This is a genomic window from Paenibacillus polymyxa, from assembly GCF_015710975.1.
Taxonomy (GTDB): Bacteria; Bacillota; Bacilli; order Paenibacillales; family Paenibacillaceae; genus Paenibacillus; species Paenibacillus polymyxa.
Genome location: NZ_CP049783.1, coordinates 1,595,721 through 1,613,847, shown reverse-complemented (window position 1 = coordinate 1,613,847; position 18,127 = coordinate 1,595,721). Strand labels below are relative to the sequence as shown.

The window sequence follows — 18,127 nt, the reverse complement described above, 5'->3', positions numbered from 1 at the left end:
AGAGAAAAGTGTACAGAATCAAGAGCCAGAGACATCTAGCCTTGCAACTTTATACATTTTTTCGCCATGAAAGACTCTTCTGCTGAAGGGTTTTTTTCAATTTGATAAAAAAGAATGTGATAATATGAGTCAACTGAGTGTAAGGATGAGAACGCATGGCTTTCTAAATAGACATTTTTCAGGAGAGTCCATTGATTATCGGCAGATTATCGCCCTGTTTATCCCGCTTCTGATTGATCAGGCTTTTATCGTAGGTCTTAATTTGGTGAACACGGCTATGATTAGCTCGTCAGGAATGGCGGCGGTCAGTGCCGTAAATATGATTGATTCATTAAATATTTTTCTAATTAATGTGTTTGTGGCTGTGTCTACCGGGGGAACGGTTGTCGTGGCGCAGTATAAGGGGAGCGGTAATGACCTTATGGTCTCTAAAGCAACCTCCGGTACCATATCCTCCGTTTCCTTGCTGGCCTTATGCATCAGTCTGTTTATGATCGTGTTGTACAATCCAATTTTAAGTGTGCTGTTTGGCTCCGCCTCGCCTGATGTATTGGCTAACGGCAAGGTGTACCTGCTGGGAAGCTGTATGTCCTTTGTAGGGATTGCGATTGTTGAAGCGGTATGTGGAGCGCTGAGAGGGATCGGCAAGACGAGGGCATCGCTGGCTCTTTCGCTTATCATGAACTTTTCGTACGTACTGCTGAATGTCGTATTTATTAACTTGTTGGATATGGGTGTACTGGGCATGACGATTGCAGTCAATGTGTCCAGATATGCAGGGGCTGCCTGCGCGTTGATTTATTTGGTCAGGGTAGATGATGACTTGCGTGTCCAGCTTAGGGATATGCTTTATTTTAATCTGGCTATGCTTAAAAAGATTCTGTTTATTGGTCTTCCTTTTGCGGCGGAACAGATGTTTTTTAATGGGGGTAAAATTTTAACCCAAATTTTCATTGTGAACCTGGGGACCAATGCATTGGCGACGAATGCCATTTGCTCATCCCTAGCTAATGTGTTCCAAATTCCTGCAAATGCTCTGGCTCTTACAATTGTGACCGTGGTCGGTCAATGCATGGGACGGCGAAATGTACACGATGCCCGCAAGTTTACCAAATCGTTTATTTGGCTGTCGTCCGCTTCGTTTATTGTAATGGGGCTGATCCTAATGCCTTTGTTTAAGCCGATGGTAGGGCTGTTTCATCCGCCTGCTGAAATTGTAGATGACATTTTTATGGTCATGCTGATTAATACGTTGGCCCAGATTCCGCTCTGGTCCATCGCCTTTATCACACCTTCTGCGCTTAGGGCGGCAGGTGACTCCAAATTTACGTCCCTCACCTCAATGCTGTCCATGTGGCTATGTCGGGTAGTGCTCGGATATGTTTTGGGTATTGTGTTCAATTGGGGAATTGTGGGTGTTTGGCTGGCCATGGATATTGAATGGGGGGTGCGGGGGATCGTTTTCCTCTGGCGCTTCCGCGGCAACAAATGGGTTCAGCATCGTTTGATCGACTGAATAGGTCCACTACTATAAAATTGACCTCGGATGAGGCCCTTTATAGTAGTGGATTTTTTTCTAGACGCATATGGTTAGGTGCGTATTACTCCATGCTGATCCCTATATTGCCTACCTGCGCTCCCTGCTGCATACGGTAAAAGGCTTGCGCCGTATCTTGTAGAGGGAAGACGCCGTCTATAATGGGATGAAGGGAATGACGCTCCATGAATTGGAGCATATCTGCGAATTCCTCGCTGCTCCCCATAGAGGTACCGATGATGCTAATCTGTGGGAAAAATATGGAGCGAAGCGGAATCTCTATGTGATCTCCTGAGCTTGCGCCAAATGTAACGATTCGACCATCCGGTTTGATGACATCCAAATAATTGTCGAATGTAGCGGGTCCGATGCTGTCAAGGATCAGATCCACGGTGTCTCCGTTCATACTTTCTTTCCAATCGCTATCACTGTCGAATGCATGATGAGCACCATGGGTGAGGGCAGCTTGTTTTTTGGCTTCGCTACGTGATGTGACGCTGAGCCGTGCGCCTGCTGCTAAAGCCATGAGCATGGCATACGTGGCTACCCCGCCGCCAATACCGGGGATGAGCACATGATCCCCTTGCTGAAATTGGCCTCTAGTGGAGAGAGCGCGGTAAGCGGTCAAGGCAGACAGAGGCAGTACCCCAGCTTCTTCCCAAGACAGGTAAGCTGGCTTGCGGACTGCATTTTGAACGGGAATGATAACCGATTCGGCCAATGTTCCATCTGAAGGACCACCCAGAATGGCAGGAACCAAGGGAACGAGGTGCGCCTTTTCCCATCCGATACAAGGATTGATGATTACTTCAGTGCCAACCAGCGAGTTTGGAACGCCAGCGCCTACAGCTTCGATCACGCCTGCTCCATCCGATCCGAGAATGAGTGGAGCATCGTTGTTGGTTCGATCCGCCATGAGGAACAGATCCCGATGGTTCAAGCCCGCGGCTTTGAGTCTGACCTTCACTTCGCCGTGCCCCGGATGTCTGTCCGTAACGTCCTTATACATCAGGCCCTCAAGGCCGCTTTTGCCGGTATGTATTACAGCTTTCATTTTAAAGCCTCCTGTAGTCGATTTTAGATGCATTTGCATGTACTTTGAATTGTACAGAGCGGCAAGCATCCGGTAAAATGAACAAAATCGAACGTCAGTATCATAAATGATCATACCAACCAGGTGATGTATATATGGAAAGCAGTGATTTGAAAATTTTTCGGGCGGTTGCTCGCGAGGGCAGTATCACAAGGGCTGCACAAGTGTTGAACTATGTACAGTCCAATGTGACCTCGCGGATTCAGCAGCTTGAGGCACAATTGAACGTACCGCTATTTCGCAGATCTAACCGCGGAATGACGCTAACGTCGGCAGGAGAGAATCTGCTGGAGTATGCAGAATCCATACTGACCTTGCTCGACGAGGCAGAGAAGTCTACTCAATATTCGGCTCAGCCTGCGGGACCGTTGCGACTGGGCTCGATTGAGACGACTGCGGTTACGCATCTAACCTCATTATTGACGGGATATCACGCTCAATACCCTGATGTGCATCTGTCGCTTATGACCGGGGGGACGCATGCTCTTGTACAAAAGGTATTGAATTACGAGTTAGATGGGGCATTCGTCTATGGCCCTGTCGATGATCCCAATATAGAGCATATGGCGGCTTTCGAAGAGGAGTTGGTGCTTATTTCGGAACCGGGAGAAAGTGATATGAGCAAGTTGCTCGCCAAGCCTATGCTGTTCTTCGATATAGGCTGCACACATCGGGCAAGAGCGGAAAGCTTTCTGAGCGAAGCAGGTGTAGATGCGTATCAGACTATGGAATTTGGGACATTGGAAGTCATTGTGGGTGGTGTAGCCTCTGGCCTGGGGGTGTCCATGCTTCCACACTCGTCAATTGTAAAGGCGAAGGAGGCAGGAAGGATTGCTTCGCATCGTTTACCCGAAACATATAGCAAATTAGAGGTGTGGTTTGTTCATCGGCGGGATTCGGCTTACTCCAGTGCGCTGTCAGGCTTGCTCCACTGGATGAAAAAGGATGCTATACTTAACTAGGATTAAATTGACATCAGGGGTGTATCATTTGGAAGAACATCATTTATCGAAAAATCCATCTACAGTAGCACCGGGAGAATTTGTGAGGAATGGCGGCTATCAACGACGAGAACCAGATAGGATGGCGGTATTATCAGAGACATACGGAGCCTCTATCTTTTTCAGAAGATGGGCCGCCTGGATGATTGACTTCATTCTTATCGTCTTTGGGTATGGAGGGCTGGTTTATTTCGCAGCGAAGAAACTATCTGAAACGGAAACTCCAAATCTGGGCATGGTAGTGATTCTCTTCTTGATTGGCTCTTTCTGCTATTATCTGTTACTGGAAGGACTTACAGGCTATACGCTGGGCAAGTTTGTACTTCGTATTCAGGTTGTGAATGGAGAAGGAAGGCCACCAGGCATGATTAAATCGTTGATCCGTACGCTCATATATCTGGTGGATACGAATCCGCTGCTTTTCTGGGGGCTGCCCGCCGGCATCTGTGTGCTGGTGACACCTCGGAAACAACGAATTGGAGATATGGTCGCCAATACATATGTAGTTAAGGTACGGGATTTGGGGAAGGTAGGCAGAAAGAAAAACGGAATTATTGCAGGAGCAATCATCCTGATGACGATCGCTTCGATTGTCTTTGCTGTATCCTTAATTTCTACGCTCATTACTCAAATCGTGAAGCCAGAGGTATTTATCAGTAAGGATAACCAGTTTGCGATTACGGCTCCGTGGAATTGGTCACGAGATAATATGATTAATGAGGAAGCGGATATTTCCATTAAAAATGAATTTACCGATAGATATTTGATTGTATTGTCTGAACCGAAAAGCGACTTTGACAGCAGTATGACCCTTCAAGAATATAAAGGGATTATTGAAGACCATTTGGTGTCAGAAATTACGGACCCCGAATTGGGGCTGGCCTCCGACAGGGTGGTGAATGGATACCCAGCCATTGAATTCACCCTAAAAGGAGAAGTAGACGGGATTCCGATCATGTATAATGTGACCACGATTGAAACGCCTTCGCATTATCATCAAGTGCTTGCTTGGACCTACGCTTCCCGGTACGGTCGAGCCCAGCAAGAGCTGCGCAAGATTAGAGACAGTTTCCGTGAAATGAACATGATGTAACGTGAACATGAAGCAGCCACTATATTCGAAGTTATTAGGGTAAACAAAAAAAGCAGATAGCTCATAGGAGCATCTGTTTTTTTTGTATTTAAGCTGAATTTAAAAGATGAACATCAAAAAACGGAGCAGGCAGAATAGTGCTGGACAAGCAAAGCGGTGGAGTTGGGAAACACTATCCGCCTGCGTAGTGGCGTTATCGTAGATTTATATAGATCATTTGGTCATACAATAGAATGTCTGATCACTCGTAATCCAGCCACTTTCGCCACCTTGCCTTGTGGATGGGCTTTGAATTGAATTGTCACTTCATTTTTGTGGCTCGTCACAGACAGAGGCAACTCATAGGCAAACGTCTCGAATTTATTCATTTCCTCGGATTCCAGCTTGCCTTCTCCCAAATTCTGACCATCTGCGATGATGTCAAAGTCACGATGAGAGCGGTCGGAGTCCTTCAGATAGGTCACTGCTAATTGGACAGGCTCATCAGGGAGCACCTTCATGACAAAAGAGAACCAGCCCCCAGGCCATGTATCGCGATATTTGCGGTTATAGATGGACCCCAAGCCTACATGTTCGCCAGTAAAGGCATGATCCCGTTCAGGCTGCATTTCGGCAGGCTGCACAACATCCACTGTACGTCGTTCCAGTTCCAGCTGGTACGCTAACGCGGTACGGTATTCTGCCTCTGTTGATGTCCACTCCTCCTTGGAAAAGAGATCCCAATAAACGGTATAAGAACGATCATATATCTGATAAAACGGACGAAGCTTCAACTCTCCGATATAACCCAGGTCGCTTAGATGGAATGTATTCGGCTCGATCCTGTCAGCAGTCAGCTTGGTTGCCAAGGAATCAGCCGATCCGATCAGAACAGATGCCAGCAGACGTTCCTCGTTGGACTCCTGTTCAACAGGACCCAGATCTCCAGCCAGCACAAGTGGACCGTACATGAAGGCAATTCGTCGCGGATTATCTGGCATTTCCTCAACTCTTACTGTCATAGGAATATCGTACTCGACCGTATCTCCATCGTTCCATTCCCGTTCAATTACAATATAGCTGGTAGGACATGCCTCTGCGGCATACTCTTCCCCGTTGATCTTAATCATCATGCCCTGCTCCGCCCAGTGTGGGCATCTTAGCTTGATCGTGAAGAACTTGGGCTCCTTGCTTATGACACGCAGCGTTCCTCGCCCATTTTGCGGAAAGAGAGTTTCTTGTTGGAGCTGTACATCCATTTCCCCCCACGTCACAGTAGAAGGGACATATTGGTTAACATAGATTGTATTTGCTGTGTGAAAATAAATCGCGGTGCCGTACATAGAGTGACTCTCCATACCGGACCCGACACAGCATGTAAAATCCTCATATTGAGAATTGAAGGACTTGTGTCCACCCATTTCCAGCGATACAAAATAGCAAACACGTCCATCTACAGGCTGCTGTGAAGCCAGAATATGATTAAACATTGCCCGTTCATAGTAGTCGGCATAAGCTGCGTATGCGTCCCATTCGAACATATGTCTTGTTAATTTCAGCATATTGTAGGTGTTGCAGGTTTCACAGGTGCCCTCACCCAAACGATCATTCAGCTTGCCAGGTTCACCAAAATGTTCATTATAGCTATTGCCGCCGATTACGTAGGAATGCTTGTGAACCACCCGATCCCAGAAAAAGCGGGAGAGGTCCGCATATAGAGGTTTGCCTGTCACTTCGAACTGCCGTGCTGCACCAATGATTTTAGGAATTTGCGTATTAGCATGTCGTCCTGCCAGCGTATCGCGGCTGTCTGCCAGATCATTCAGCACTTCTCCATGATAAAAGCGTTCCGCCAGATTCAGAAAGCGTGTCTCTCCAGAATGTTCCGCCAGATCGGTCAGCACCTCGTTCATGCCGCCAAACTCGCAATGGAGCACCTGTTGCACCTGTTCATCGCTCAGTCCTTGGAATACATCCTCCAGCCAGTCGCCGAGTTTGATTTCCATCGCTAATGCTTTGGGATGATGAGCGAGTAGGTGGGCATCACGCAAGCCTGCGAAGAGCTTGTGCATCGTATATAGCGGTACCCAACCTCCGTTAAGATCAAAGCCCTGGGAACGAATATCTCCGGATTTGACCTCTTCAAAAATCTCTTTCCCGCGCGGGATACCGGAAATGTATCCGTTTCCATGACTGTTTTGGCATATCTCCAACTCGTCGATCACATAGTTTACTCGTTCCAGCAATCTTTTATCGCCTGTAGAGGCAAACATTAGTGCACAGCCAGACAGGTAGTGCCCAAGTGTATGTCCACTGATGCCGCGTGCTTCCCAGCCTTCATAATGAGCCGCTTTGGGTTCCAAGCCCGCATATTCACGAAAACGTGACAATAAACGGTCGGGTTCCAAACCCAGCAGATAGGTCGTATTCAGTTCCATAGCGTGGTAAAGTGGGCCGGAATCAATACTTACTTTATGCAAGTCAAAAGCTTGTGCTTTCAAAATCATCGCTCCTTAGCTAAGATGGAAGTGTATATTTCTCCACTACATTAGCATTGCAACCGCGGTATGTCAGTAGCTTAACCATACAATGGGTGGACAAATCCGAACATGAATCTAAAGAGGCGATAACATGACCTATCTGAAAGTGAATGTAGATACTCCGATCCAACTAATCTCGGCAGGCGAGTTTGTTTCCGAGGTGCCATGGAAGCATATGAGCCGTTCCATTGAGAACTTTGAGTTGATCCTGGGTGTCCAAGAAACGGTATATATACGGGAGGAACAGGAGGATTTTGAAATAGGGGAAGGAGATATTCTATTGCTGTACCCTGGTCGTACGCACCGAGGATACCGGGAATCATTGCCGGGGGTTAAATTTTATTGGTTTCACTTCGATGTGCCTGCGACCCCGAATGTATTATCTAGTGAGGAAATGAAGCAGGAAACAAGTGCTATGGACGGGCTTTTGCAGCGTCATGGCGTAATGCGCGATATCTATTTACCGCAAAGTGTACAGGCAGATAATGGAGATCGGATTCATATTATTGTCAATCAAATTTTGCATGTCGCCAACTCACATTATCTTACATATCACAGTGCTAACTATTTGTTCACCTCACTGCTGATTGAGATATCTGAACTGGCCCTCAGTCGCTTGATCTCCAATCCTGTCCATTCACAGGGGAACGTGAGTATGAACAAGATTATCGAGTGGACTCGAATTCATGCTGAGGAACCGCTGACCGTGACCGATCTGGCTCGGAAGTTCAATTACAACAAGGATTATATATCTCGTTTATTCAAGCAAAATACGGGCATGCGCCCCTTGGAGTTCATTCACAGTATTCGAATCAACAAAGCGAAGGAACTAATTTCCCGTACAGATATGAGCATTAAGCAGGTTGCGGAGGAAGCGGGATACACGGATGAGAAGTATTTTATGCGATTGTTCAAAAAGCGAGTCCATATGACTCCCTCGCAATACCGGAATGCCTATCACAAAACATTTATGAACAATGTCTAGTCCATTTCCGCTTTACAGCAGGCATGGCTTATCAGACTATAATTTGATAATCTGATTTAAGAGAGATTGAATGAGAGTGCAATACATAATACTTTGTTAAAAGGGGCGAGTGAGATGCTACAACCACCATTAAAGGAAGAACTGACTCGAATACTCGAAGAGCATTCACTTGGTGAAGAATTAAAAAAAGAGATCAATCAAGAAGCTCAAGCTGCTATACAATTTCATCTAGATCATAAAGAAAATTACGAGCGTGTTGGCAATAGTCGAATTGCTGGCTACCCGGATTTGCCCCCCTCAATCGAGTGGCCGTGTGATTCAGACGGAGAATATTATACGTTTATTGCTCAGATCAATCTAAGCGAGTTGCCTTTTTCACCATTCGAGGGATTGCCTCATCAGGGCATATTATACTTTTTTCTTGGGCTGGATGAGCCAGCTTATGATATTGACCATAAAGTCTTTTACTATAACGGTGACAGCAGCGCTTTGAAGAAAACTTTGCCGCCGAATGGGAAGGTTGAAGTATGTGCCGAGAACAGGGATTTCACCTCGTATGCAATTTCTTTTCAGCCGATCTTGACGCTGCCATCGGAGGGTGAGCTGGGAGATATCCTTTTAGATCAGTACGAAGAGCTTTATGAGCTTCTATATGAACATAGCGACACGGTGTGGGGACAGCATCAGTCTTTTGCCGGGAATACTCGTCGGGATGCTTATCTACGCCGAAACGGGCTGGAGGGTCTTCTATTTAACTGGCATAAGAGTGAGAGTCAGATCCACCAGGAAGCCGAGCAAGCTATGCATAGGGGAAGTACGGAGTATGCGGAGCAGTTACGATCTGAAGTGCTGCCTCAGCTGCAAGAATACCAGGCGAATCGGGAAAAGCACGATCAAGCTTCGGAAAATTGGCATGTTTTGCTCTCTGTATCATCCTTGAATGAGGTCGGTATGTGCTGGTGGGACGCAGGGTATTTGGAGTTTTTTATAGATCAAAGGGATTTGAAAAACCTTGATTTCACGCGAACGTATGTCAATCTGGCTACGAGCTAGCCGGGGCGCCGATGCTGTCATTGAGAAACGTGATACGTCTAAAAATTGGGTCACACTTCATAAACCTAAAGAAGAGAAACAGTTCGCTGGCCTTAAAGCGGACGGTTATCAAATTGATTTTGCATACTATACAGAGGGAAAAGATTTGATTGTCGAATCGAAATCCGGTTCCCCTGGCTTCAAAGGTGTCAGCCAAACAACGATGCGAATTAACGGCAAAGAAGTAGTACCTGAGATCATTGCGAAGGGTATGGTATCCACAGGCGTTAATGTTGATCGTTATAAAGATATTAAATTAGACGGAAGATTGGAACTAAATCCTGGCATCTACAAGTACAGTGATCCTGGACGTGATATTGAAGTTGTTTTGAAATAGATAGGGCGTCCGCCGCCTATTCTACAATTACGTAAATACAAAAGCCCTTCCGGCTTTCCATGAGGGAAGCAGCGGAAGGGCTTTTGTTATATATACTTGCCTATGCGGGGAGTGTATTTATACCCGCTGCACGGTAAACTCGAATTCCAGCTTTTGATCGGCTGGGATTTGATATTCTTCATGTACTGGAGCACCCCAGCTGTCGTCGCCGCCTACGCCCATTTGCTTGCCAGCTACGGTGACAACGGTGTAATACACGTTTGGTAACTCATACACATGGTATGCACTTTCCAGCTCGAACGCTGTATACGGCGATATATTGCATTCCACCGGCGCGGTGGCAGGTGCGGTAATGCGGATGCCCCGCTGGGAATCGTCAGTAATATCGACACGGCGCACGCCTGTACGATTGCCGGATTCCTGTGGCACGACATACCCGGACACGTTATCCGCAGCTTCGTTGCGGAATACGCCAAGTCTAGCACCGAAGGCCCGGTCGATGTAATTCTCCTCTGGTCCCATCGCATACCAGTCCAGATGGCGGTAGTCCGCTGGAACCTTGAACGAAAGGGCAAAGATCGGCAGGTTAGGCAGTCCCGATACACCTTCATAGGTGGATTTTACGTTCAGACTGCCATCCGCCAAGACGGTATAGGCTACCGTTACCTGTACGTCGGCATGAATGCTCAGCGTGTAGCGGAACGTAATGGTCACACGGTCTGCCTGCTCTTCCGTGACCTCGATGTCCACACATTTACGCGTCAGACTTGCAGCGAACCAGCCACCAGCTTCAAAACCGAGTGCGGTACCCCGATCATTGTCTGTGGTCGCCCGCCAGAACAACGGGGCAGGAGGCGTAGCGATCATCTCACGTCCCGCGTAGCGAAGTGAAGTCAGGCTGCCTGCTCCTTTGGAGAACATGATGCTGAAATCTGTACCGTGAACGCCAATATTTACATCGCCATGCACCACTCGTAGGGCTCCACCTGTAGGAGCTTTCAGCGGATTTGGATTTTCCACAATGAAAATATGCTGTCCGAAGGCTACTTCATGCCCAGCCTCAGCCCAGAGCGTCGCTTCCTTCAATACAAGCGCCGTGTGAATGACATATTCCCCAGGCTTCCCGTCTGTGCTTGGGAACGTCAATGGAATATAGGCTTCGGTCTGAGCCGCCACATCCACATGACTCACATTTCGCGTGATCTCTTGACCTTCATGCAACAGGCTGTATACCAGTTCATAGTCCCCTGTTCCCTCGAACAGGTTTTCATTGCGAATGGTCACACCTTTGGTATCCGGGATGAGCTTCAAATTTTGGTACAGGAATTTGACCTCCTGCATCTTCGGTGAAACCTTCCGGTCCGCATAGACAATTCCGTCCGTACAGAAGCCATAGTCTGTTGGACGGTCGTCAAAGTCGCCGCCGATCGCGAGGTACTCGCGTCCGTAACGATCTTTTTTCATGACCGCTTGGTCGATGTAATCCCAAATAAAACCGCCCTGATACAGCTCGTATTTGTTCTCCAACTCGGTATACTTGTGCATGCCGCCCACAGAATTGCCCATAGCATGCATGTATTCGCAACTGATATACGGCTTTTGTGGATTGTCATTCAAGTATTGCTCGATATCAGCGGGCTTGGCGTACATCCGGCTCTCCATATCGCTGGTATCATCATACGTACGATTGTGAAACACGCCTTCGTAGTGTACCAGACGGCTCGGATCGGTGGACCGGAAATAATTAGCGACATTGCGTAGCACTTCGCCTGCATACGACTCATTTCCGCAGGACCAGATCAGAATGGATGCATGGTTTTTGTCCCGTTCCAGCATGGAAATAGCGCGATCCATAACGATATCCTGCCATTCAGGCAGATTGGCCGGAATATTCCACGAAGGCTCGACCGCGCCGAGTTTTTGCCAGGAACCGTGTGTTTCCAGGTTCATTTCGTCAATCACGTATATCCCGTACTCATCGCACAGCTCATACCACAGTGTCTGATTCGGATAATGAGAGGTACGTACAGCGTTCATATTGTTCTGCTTGAGTGTCCGAATATCCCACAGCATATCTTCACGGGAAATTGCACGCCCGGTACGAGCGTTAAATTCATGACGGTTCACGCCCTTGAACACAATGCGCTTGCCATTCAGATGCATGACCTTGTTCACCATCTCGAATTTGCGGAAACCAACCTTTTGTGGGATCACCTCGACGAGTGTTCCATCGGCATCATAAATTTGAATGAACAACGTGTACAAATAAGGCCTTTCCGCGCTCCAGCGCTCTACTTGCTCCAAAGTTGCTGACAGCGAGGCGATGCCATCTGTAAAGTCAGCTTTCAAAGAAGCTACTATATGTCCGGTGGCATCCTTCACATCGACAGTTGTATGGGCTGTTGCTGGTTGCTCCAAAGTCAGTTTCAATTCCAGCAGGCCCTGCGTGTAGGTAGCATCCAGGTCCGCCTTGGCATGCAGGTCGCGTACGTGAACAGTAGGGATCGTGTACAAATATACGTCTCTGAAAATGCCGGAAAAACGCCAAAAATCCTGATCCTCCAGCCAAGCTCCCGTACTTCTTTGATATACCTCTACCGCCAGCTTGTTTTCGCCAGCTTGCAGGTAGGGTGTCAGTTCAAAATCAGACGGTGTAAAGCTGTCCTCGCTGTAACCGACAAATTGTCCGTTCAGCCATACATAGAAAGCCGACTCAACACCTTGAAAAGAAATGAACACAGGCTGCGCGTCAGAAGCCATATTTTCAGGCAAAACAAAGCTTTTGATATAGCTACCGACCGGATTGTGGTCTTGTGGAATATGAGGTGGACGAACGTCCGAATGTCCGTCCCACGGGTACATCGTATTGGCGTACTGCATTTGGCCGAAGCCTTGCGTCTGAATATGACCTGGTACCTGAATATCGCTCCAGCCGCCATATTCAAAGTCAGGGGCATAGAATTCTGCTGGGCGAGTGGCTGGATTCGTCGCATAGTTGAACTTCCAACTCCCATTCAGGCTGTGACGCCAGACCATATCGGCCTGGTGTTCTGCTTCCTGAAGCGTGGTGTAATATTTATGATCGGAATAGGCAGGCAAGCGATTTACGGCGAATTTGGTTACATCGGTGAGCCAGTCCAGACTAGGGGTATGAATGGTCAAGGCGAACACTCCTTATTTTTAAATTGAATGAAGACCGTATACAGAAATCTATTATTTTACCGAGCCGACCATACCTGCGACAAAGTGCTTCTGCATCAGGAAGAATACCAGTGCAGTCGGCAATGTGGACAGGACAATGGCAATCATAATAACGCCGTAGTCCGGTGCATAGCTGGAGCCGAGGTTCGAGATCAACAGCGGGATGGTTTGATTTTCTGGCGTTTGCAGTACAATCAGAGGCCAGAGGTAGTTGTTCCAGCTGGACATGAACGTGATAATTGCGGCAGCGGCATAGGTTGTTTTCATCGTAGGCATATACACCCGGAAGAACAGACCCAGCTCGGATAATCCATCCATCCGGCCAGCTTCCAGCAGATCCTTGGGAAACATCTTGGTGCTTTGACGGAAAAAGAAGATCAGGAACGCCGTAGTTACGGTTGGAATAACGACAGAAGAGAGCGTATCAATGCCGATCCACGGTATCACATTAGAAATGCTGCCGAACATCCGGTAAAGCGGGATCATAATCGCCGCAAACGGAATCATCATCGACATCAGCAGGATATTGAAGACAACGTCTTTCGCTTTACTTCTGTAAATTTCAAAGCCATAACCAGCCAGTGATGCAATGAGCATAGCCAGCAACGTCGTTGAGATGGAAACCTTTGCAGAGTTACTGAGCGCAGTAACGATGTCTACTTGTTCGAGCAGATTGTGCATGTTATCCATCAGGTGGGAGCCAGGCAGAAGCTTGCCTTTGGTCACATCGACTGACAGGTTCGTGGAGCTGGATAGCATCCACAGGAACGGGAAAATCGAAATGAATGACACAAGAATCAGAAAGGCGTACGTAAATGCTCTTTTTGTTTTCATCATTTTTTCTCACCTGCCACTTTAAACTGGATAATCGACAAGATAATGATCATAATGACGATGGAATAAGATACGGTCGCCGCATAACCAAAGTCGGATGAATACTTGAAGGACAGATTATAAATATATTGCGAAATAGAAGATGTCGCGTTACCTGGTCCACCTTTGGTAATATTCATGATTTCATCGAAGAGCTGAAGTGTACCAATCGTCGATGTAATCGAGGTGAACAGGATAATCGGCTTAAGCAGTGGAACGGTAATGCTGAAAAACTGCCGGATCGGGGAAGCTCCGTCAATACGGGCCGCTTCGTAGATGGAACTGTCAATGTTTTGAAGACCCGACAGGTAAAAGATCATGTTGTACCCTGTCCAGCGCCATGTGATCGCGATAATAATCGTTACTTTGGCCCAGAAAGGATCTGTAATCCATTGGATTGGCGTGCCAATCACGTGCAGGTTCAGCAACAAGGAGTTTACCAAACCGTCAGCCGAGAACAGATACTTGAAAACAACCGAATAGGCTACAAGGGATGTGATACACGGCAAGAAGATGGCGGTGCGGAAAAAGCCTTTGAATTTCAGGTTTTTATCATTCAACAATACGGAAATAAACAGAGCCAGAATGACCATTAAAGGTACCTGGAAAATTAAGTAGATAAACGTATTCTTCACAGCGGTAATGAACATTTTGTCAGTGAACAGACGCTTATAGTTATCAATGCCGTTAAAGCTCAGATTAGACCCAGTACCCGTCTTAAAGGATAAGATTAGCGCCTGAATCATCGGATAGAAATAAAAGGCGGCAATCATGATCACTGCGATGGATATGAACAACCATCCTGTCATACCTGCTTTAAGACGTGTTGTAGTCATTTTGGGCGCGGCTGTCTTCATACCATGTCAACTCCCTATGCAGCAATAAAACCTTGAACTCGCAAGCCCAAGGTTTTAAGTGCTTATCGTTTTATTGTTTAGCCTTGGCTAGATGGACTGACTTATTTAAGCTGTGCTTCCGCTTGTCCTTGAGCGTCCTTCAGAACTGCATCTACATCTTTTCCGTTCAGGTAGTTTTGAATTTCAACAGTCATGATGTCCTCAATTGCATAAGTGTGCAGGCCATAATTGACTTTTGGAACTTGTTTAGTCCAATCAGCAAATTTCTTGTATACTTTGTCGCCACCGAAGTAAGCATCTTCCACGTCATAAGCTTTACCGCTGGAAGCTGCGTTCAATGAACCAACAATTCCGATTTTGCTCAGCATATCTTGATACAGCTCTGTATCTGAACCAAATGTTTCTTTCAGGAAATCAGCAGCGGTATCTTGACCGTCCGAGTTGAGGACATACCAGGAGCTGCCGCCGAGGCTGGAAGCATTCACGGATTCAGGTATATTTTTCAGTTTAGGGAAAGGTACAACAGCCCATTTACCGGATTGCGAAGCTTCTGCCTTAATTGAAGGTGTAATCCAGTTACCTGTAGGTACAGAAGCAACTGCACCGCTGTTGAATGCGGCCAAGAATTGACTCCAGTCGGCATTCATTTTAACAATGTTGGCGTCGAACAAGGCTTTGTACGTCAAGAGCGCTTCTTTCAGAGCTGGATTACCAGCCAGGTTTGGTGTTTTACCGTCTTCTTTCAGGTACCAGGAACCCGCTGTTTGGATCATGCCACGGATCAGACCGAGGTCATTCGGATCTTGAGTCAGCATATCTTTGCCTGTTTTTTGTTTTACAGCTTTACCGATTTCAATGAATTTGTCCCAATCAATATTGGTCAAGTCTGCCACCTTGTAGCCAGCTTGTTCCAGATAATCCGTTCTTACATACAATCCCATAACGCCAGAGTCGAAAGGAACTCCGTATTGCTTGCCGTTGTAGCTGGTCGGCCCGATTTTATAATCAGCGAAGTCGGATGCTTTGATCGAATTAGTCATATCATGGAAAGAATCGGGATAGGCTTGCAGGAAGTTCTGTGCCCGGTAATCCTCAATTAGAACCACGTTTGGCAATCCTTTAGTAGAACCGGAGTTGAGGCCGGCATTCATTTTTTGAACGATATCGTTTTGAGCATATTCGACAATGTTTACGGTTACATCTGGATGTTTGGCAACATAGCGATCTTTTGCCAGCTTCAGGGCTGCGATGTTGAAGTTCGGGTCCCAAGCCCAGACTGTAATTTCTTTCTTGCCTGAATCTGTGGTCGTAGCTGCTTTCTCAGAATTGCTGGAGCATGCGGATAACAAGATCAAGCTTGCAATCAGCAGAAGGAAAGACATTTTTTTCATTTTGTTCAACCCCTACTCTTTTTTTATATGTTGCTAACCATGTAGAACTTTTTTTGAAAGCGGTTACCTTGTTTATGAATTTAGTTTATCATCCTTGCTTTACTGGCAGTTAGGAATATCTTTATACAGATTGGTCTTATTATTATGATTTATCCAAAAAGGTACCGCTTACATTTGTGTTTTCTTTAGGTTTAGGTACTTTTTATAGGAGGGACTAAAGATATTCACGAAGCGCCACTGCGCAGCCGATGGTGCTTCCCATCGCTGTTGCTTGTAAGCACCATTCGGCCCACTCTGTTCTCGCTCCATATTTATGGGGTAGGAGGAGCGGGTTTTACAATTAGAGGCAGTGTCATTCTTACTTTGGTGCCCTCGCCCTTCTTGCTGGAGATGGTCACACCATATTCTTCTCCATACAAAAGGGTAATGCGATTGTGTACATTCTGAATGCCGATGCCTGTAAATAGTTGGCGTTTGCTCTTGGGATTCGGCAGTCCGTCCTGCGCTGTATTTCCGTCCAAATCCATACCGTCTCCATCGTCGACTACTTCACAGATCAATGTATCCTCTGTTTTCGACACCAATATATAGATGTGCCCTGTATTTTTCTCATTAAACGCATGGAAAAAAGAGTTTTCGATAAAAGGCTGAATGATAAGCTTGGGCACATGATACTCCAGACAATCGGGTGATACAAAATAATTTACCTGTACCCGCTGCCCATAACGCACATGATTAATAAATACATAATTTTGCATGTTGGCCATTTCCTGCTCGATGGTGATCGTTTCGCTCACATTGCTGATTGTATTTTGCAGCAAGGAAATGAGCGCATTAATCGTCTCGGCGGCGGTTTCCTTGTTTCCTTTGAGTACCAGCATTTTGATTGAAGCCAATGTATTGTACAGAAAATGTGGATTGATCTGCCGTTGTAGTGCAGCAAGCTCTGCATTTCGTTGGCCTTTTTGGGTTTCTAAAAGCTTACGAATATAATCATTTAGTTCATCGAGCATGTAGTTGTAAGCATGACTTAGCTGTCTGACCTCGTAGCTGCCCGTAACCGGGATATAATTATCAAAATTTTTCTCACGTATCGTCGACATTTGCTTGACCAACCGAGTCAAAGAACGAATCAGGCGACGAGAAATCAGAAAAACAATCACCAAAGCAATCAGTACGATGGCGATGCAGATCCATACAACAGATTTAACGTCAATAATTTGCCCAACCGCGGTTTGTCTATCGATCATGTTCACCAGATAAAAATCAAATGAAGGGATATAGTTGGAAAGAACGATGCTCTCCTTATTCATTACATCCGCATTAATATAGTTTAGTCCCTGTTCATTGATTTTGGTGGCATAGCCCAGCAGCTCACTGGAGCGTTGTCCGATTAGGTCCTGACGGTTGCTCGATACGATCAGTCCTGATTTGTCCAAAATAAGCACATCATTACCGTTACTCGTGAAATTGTTATAAAAACGCCGAAATTCTGGCTCCCGAATGGCAATGTAGATCATTCCGTACAAGGTGCCACTGGTTCGCTCCATAAATGGTTTAGAGGCGATAATATAGGGTGAGGGTTTTTGGACGGTGCTAGTCATTTGTTGATGAAATAACTCCGTATCCATTTGATACATAAGCTGTGCCGGGCGTGCTACACTTCGGGCCGTAATAGCACTGCTCTTAAGCTGCTCCGCAGTTACAGGCCAATAGGAGGAATCGGAGTAAAAGCTCCGTCCGTTCAGACCTGTTACAGCGACACCGACATCATAAGCATCGACGTTCGATTTAATTTGCTTCATTTGCTGTGCCATACCGAAGTAAATCCTTGCCGAGTTAATCGAGTCAGATTGGCCGCTAGTCAAATAGTTTTTGACGGTTCCATTTTCCGAAGCGTGGGTTACAGCATTCACGATAGAGTCATTGAAGGATTCAAAGCTGGATTGAATCTGGCTAAGCACCTTGGCATTGGTAATACTGAATGTCTCAGCGAATAGTCGTTCAGACATTCGAATCGTCACCAAAGAGGTCAGCAACGATACCGCAGTGATGCTGACCACCATAACAATAAAGATTTTGAAGAACAGACCTTGATATTTGATCTTATGGATATATCTTTTCATATGTTATCTCTTTTCTGCTGGC

13 protein-coding genes are annotated in these 18,127 nt (G+C 46.4%); 6 read left to right on the top strand and 7 right to left on the bottom strand.

The window, feature by feature from the left end; genetic code table 11:
• Window positions 1-124: 124 nt before the first annotated feature.
• Complete coding sequence (locus G7035_RS07270) at window positions 125-1,516, top strand: MATE family efflux transporter (protein ID WP_016820153.1); 1,392 nt, start codon at window positions 125-127, stop codon at window positions 1,514-1,516.
• A gap of 85 nt (window positions 1,517-1,601) precedes the next feature.
• On the opposite strand, the gene G7035_RS07265 is transcribed toward G7035_RS07270, so the two are convergent.
• Window positions 1,602-2,591 carry a zinc-binding dehydrogenase gene (locus G7035_RS07265; RefSeq protein WP_019685813.1) on the bottom strand — a complete coding sequence of 330 codons (990 nt, stop codon included), beginning with the start codon at window positions 2,589-2,591 and terminating at the stop codon, window positions 1,602-1,604.
• Between the two features lie 134 nt (window positions 2,592-2,725).
• On the opposite strand from G7035_RS07265, the gene G7035_RS07260 reads away from it, so the two are divergent.
• Together G7035_RS07260 and G7035_RS07255 are read left to right on the top strand one after the other, a co-directional pair.
• Window positions 2,726-3,592 (top strand): LysR family transcriptional regulator, encoded by an 867-nt coding sequence (locus G7035_RS07260; protein WP_029515299.1) that lies wholly within the window; start codon window positions 2,726-2,728, stop codon window positions 3,590-3,592.
• Window positions 3,576-4,724, top strand: a complete 1,149-nt coding sequence (locus tag G7035_RS07255) for an RDD family protein (protein ID WP_019685814.1) — start codon at window positions 3,576-3,578, stop codon at window positions 4,722-4,724. The genes G7035_RS07260 and G7035_RS07255 overlap by 17 nt, the downstream gene beginning before the upstream one ends.
• A gap of 221 nt (window positions 4,725-4,945) precedes the next feature.
• Here the strand turns inward: G7035_RS07255 and G7035_RS07250 are convergent, their stop codons facing one another.
• The gene (locus G7035_RS07250; RefSeq protein ID WP_019685815.1) at window positions 4,946-7,204 is read right to left on the bottom strand and encodes a glycoside hydrolase family 127 protein; all 2,259 of its coding nucleotides are present in this window, start codon (window positions 7,202-7,204) and stop codon (window positions 4,946-4,948) included.
• Between the two features lie 130 nt (window positions 7,205-7,334).
• Between G7035_RS07250 and G7035_RS07245 the strand changes: the two genes are divergently transcribed.
• The 3 genes from G7035_RS07245 to G7035_RS07235 all read left to right on the top strand — a co-directional run bounded on the left by G7035_RS07245 (window position 7,335) and on the right by G7035_RS07235 (window position 9,657).
• Window positions 7,335-8,228: an AraC family transcriptional regulator gene (locus tag G7035_RS07245; RefSeq protein WP_016820157.1), complete on the top strand. Its 894-nt coding sequence runs from the start codon at window positions 7,335-7,337 to the stop codon at window positions 8,226-8,228.
• Window positions 8,229-8,342: 114 nt separating this feature from the next.
• Window positions 8,343-9,281, top strand: a complete 939-nt coding sequence (locus tag G7035_RS07240; RefSeq protein ID WP_019685816.1) for a YwqG family protein — start codon at window positions 8,343-8,345, stop codon at window positions 9,279-9,281.
• Window positions 9,259-9,657: a hypothetical protein gene (locus G7035_RS07235; protein ID WP_019685817.1), complete on the top strand. Its 399-nt coding sequence runs from the start codon at window positions 9,259-9,261 to the stop codon at window positions 9,655-9,657. The genes G7035_RS07240 and G7035_RS07235 overlap by 23 nt, the downstream gene beginning before the upstream one ends.
• A 117-nt stretch (window positions 9,658-9,774) precedes the next feature.
• Here the strand turns inward: G7035_RS07235 and lacZ are convergent, their stop codons facing one another.
• The 5 genes from lacZ to G7035_RS07210 all read right to left on the bottom strand — a co-directional run bounded on the left by lacZ (window position 9,775) and on the right by G7035_RS07210 (window position 18,105).
• Window positions 9,775-12,819: a beta-galactosidase, LacZ type gene (gene lacZ / locus G7035_RS07230; RefSeq protein ID WP_019685818.1), complete on the bottom strand. Its 3,045-nt coding sequence runs from the start codon at window positions 12,817-12,819 to the stop codon at window positions 9,775-9,777.
• 51 nt (window positions 12,820-12,870) lie between these two features.
• A complete protein-coding gene (locus G7035_RS07225; protein WP_013368914.1) occupies window positions 12,871-13,695 on the bottom strand; it encodes a carbohydrate ABC transporter permease in 825 nt (274 codons plus the stop codon).
• Window positions 13,692-14,588: a carbohydrate ABC transporter permease gene (locus G7035_RS07220; protein ID WP_016820161.1), complete on the bottom strand. Its 897-nt coding sequence runs from the start codon at window positions 14,586-14,588 to the stop codon at window positions 13,692-13,694. Before G7035_RS07220 ends, G7035_RS07225 begins: the two co-directional genes overlap by 4 nt.
• A gap of 101 nt (window positions 14,589-14,689) precedes the next feature.
• Window positions 14,690-15,979, bottom strand: coding sequence for an ABC transporter substrate-binding protein (locus tag G7035_RS07215; RefSeq protein WP_016820162.1), 1,290 nt, complete (start codon window positions 15,977-15,979; stop codon window positions 14,690-14,692).
• Window positions 15,980-16,290: 311 nt separating this feature from the next.
• A complete protein-coding gene (locus G7035_RS07210) occupies window positions 16,291-18,105 on the bottom strand; it encodes a cache domain-containing sensor histidine kinase (RefSeq protein ID WP_019685819.1) in 1,815 nt (604 codons plus the stop codon).
• Window positions 18,106-18,127 lie beyond the last annotated feature (22 nt).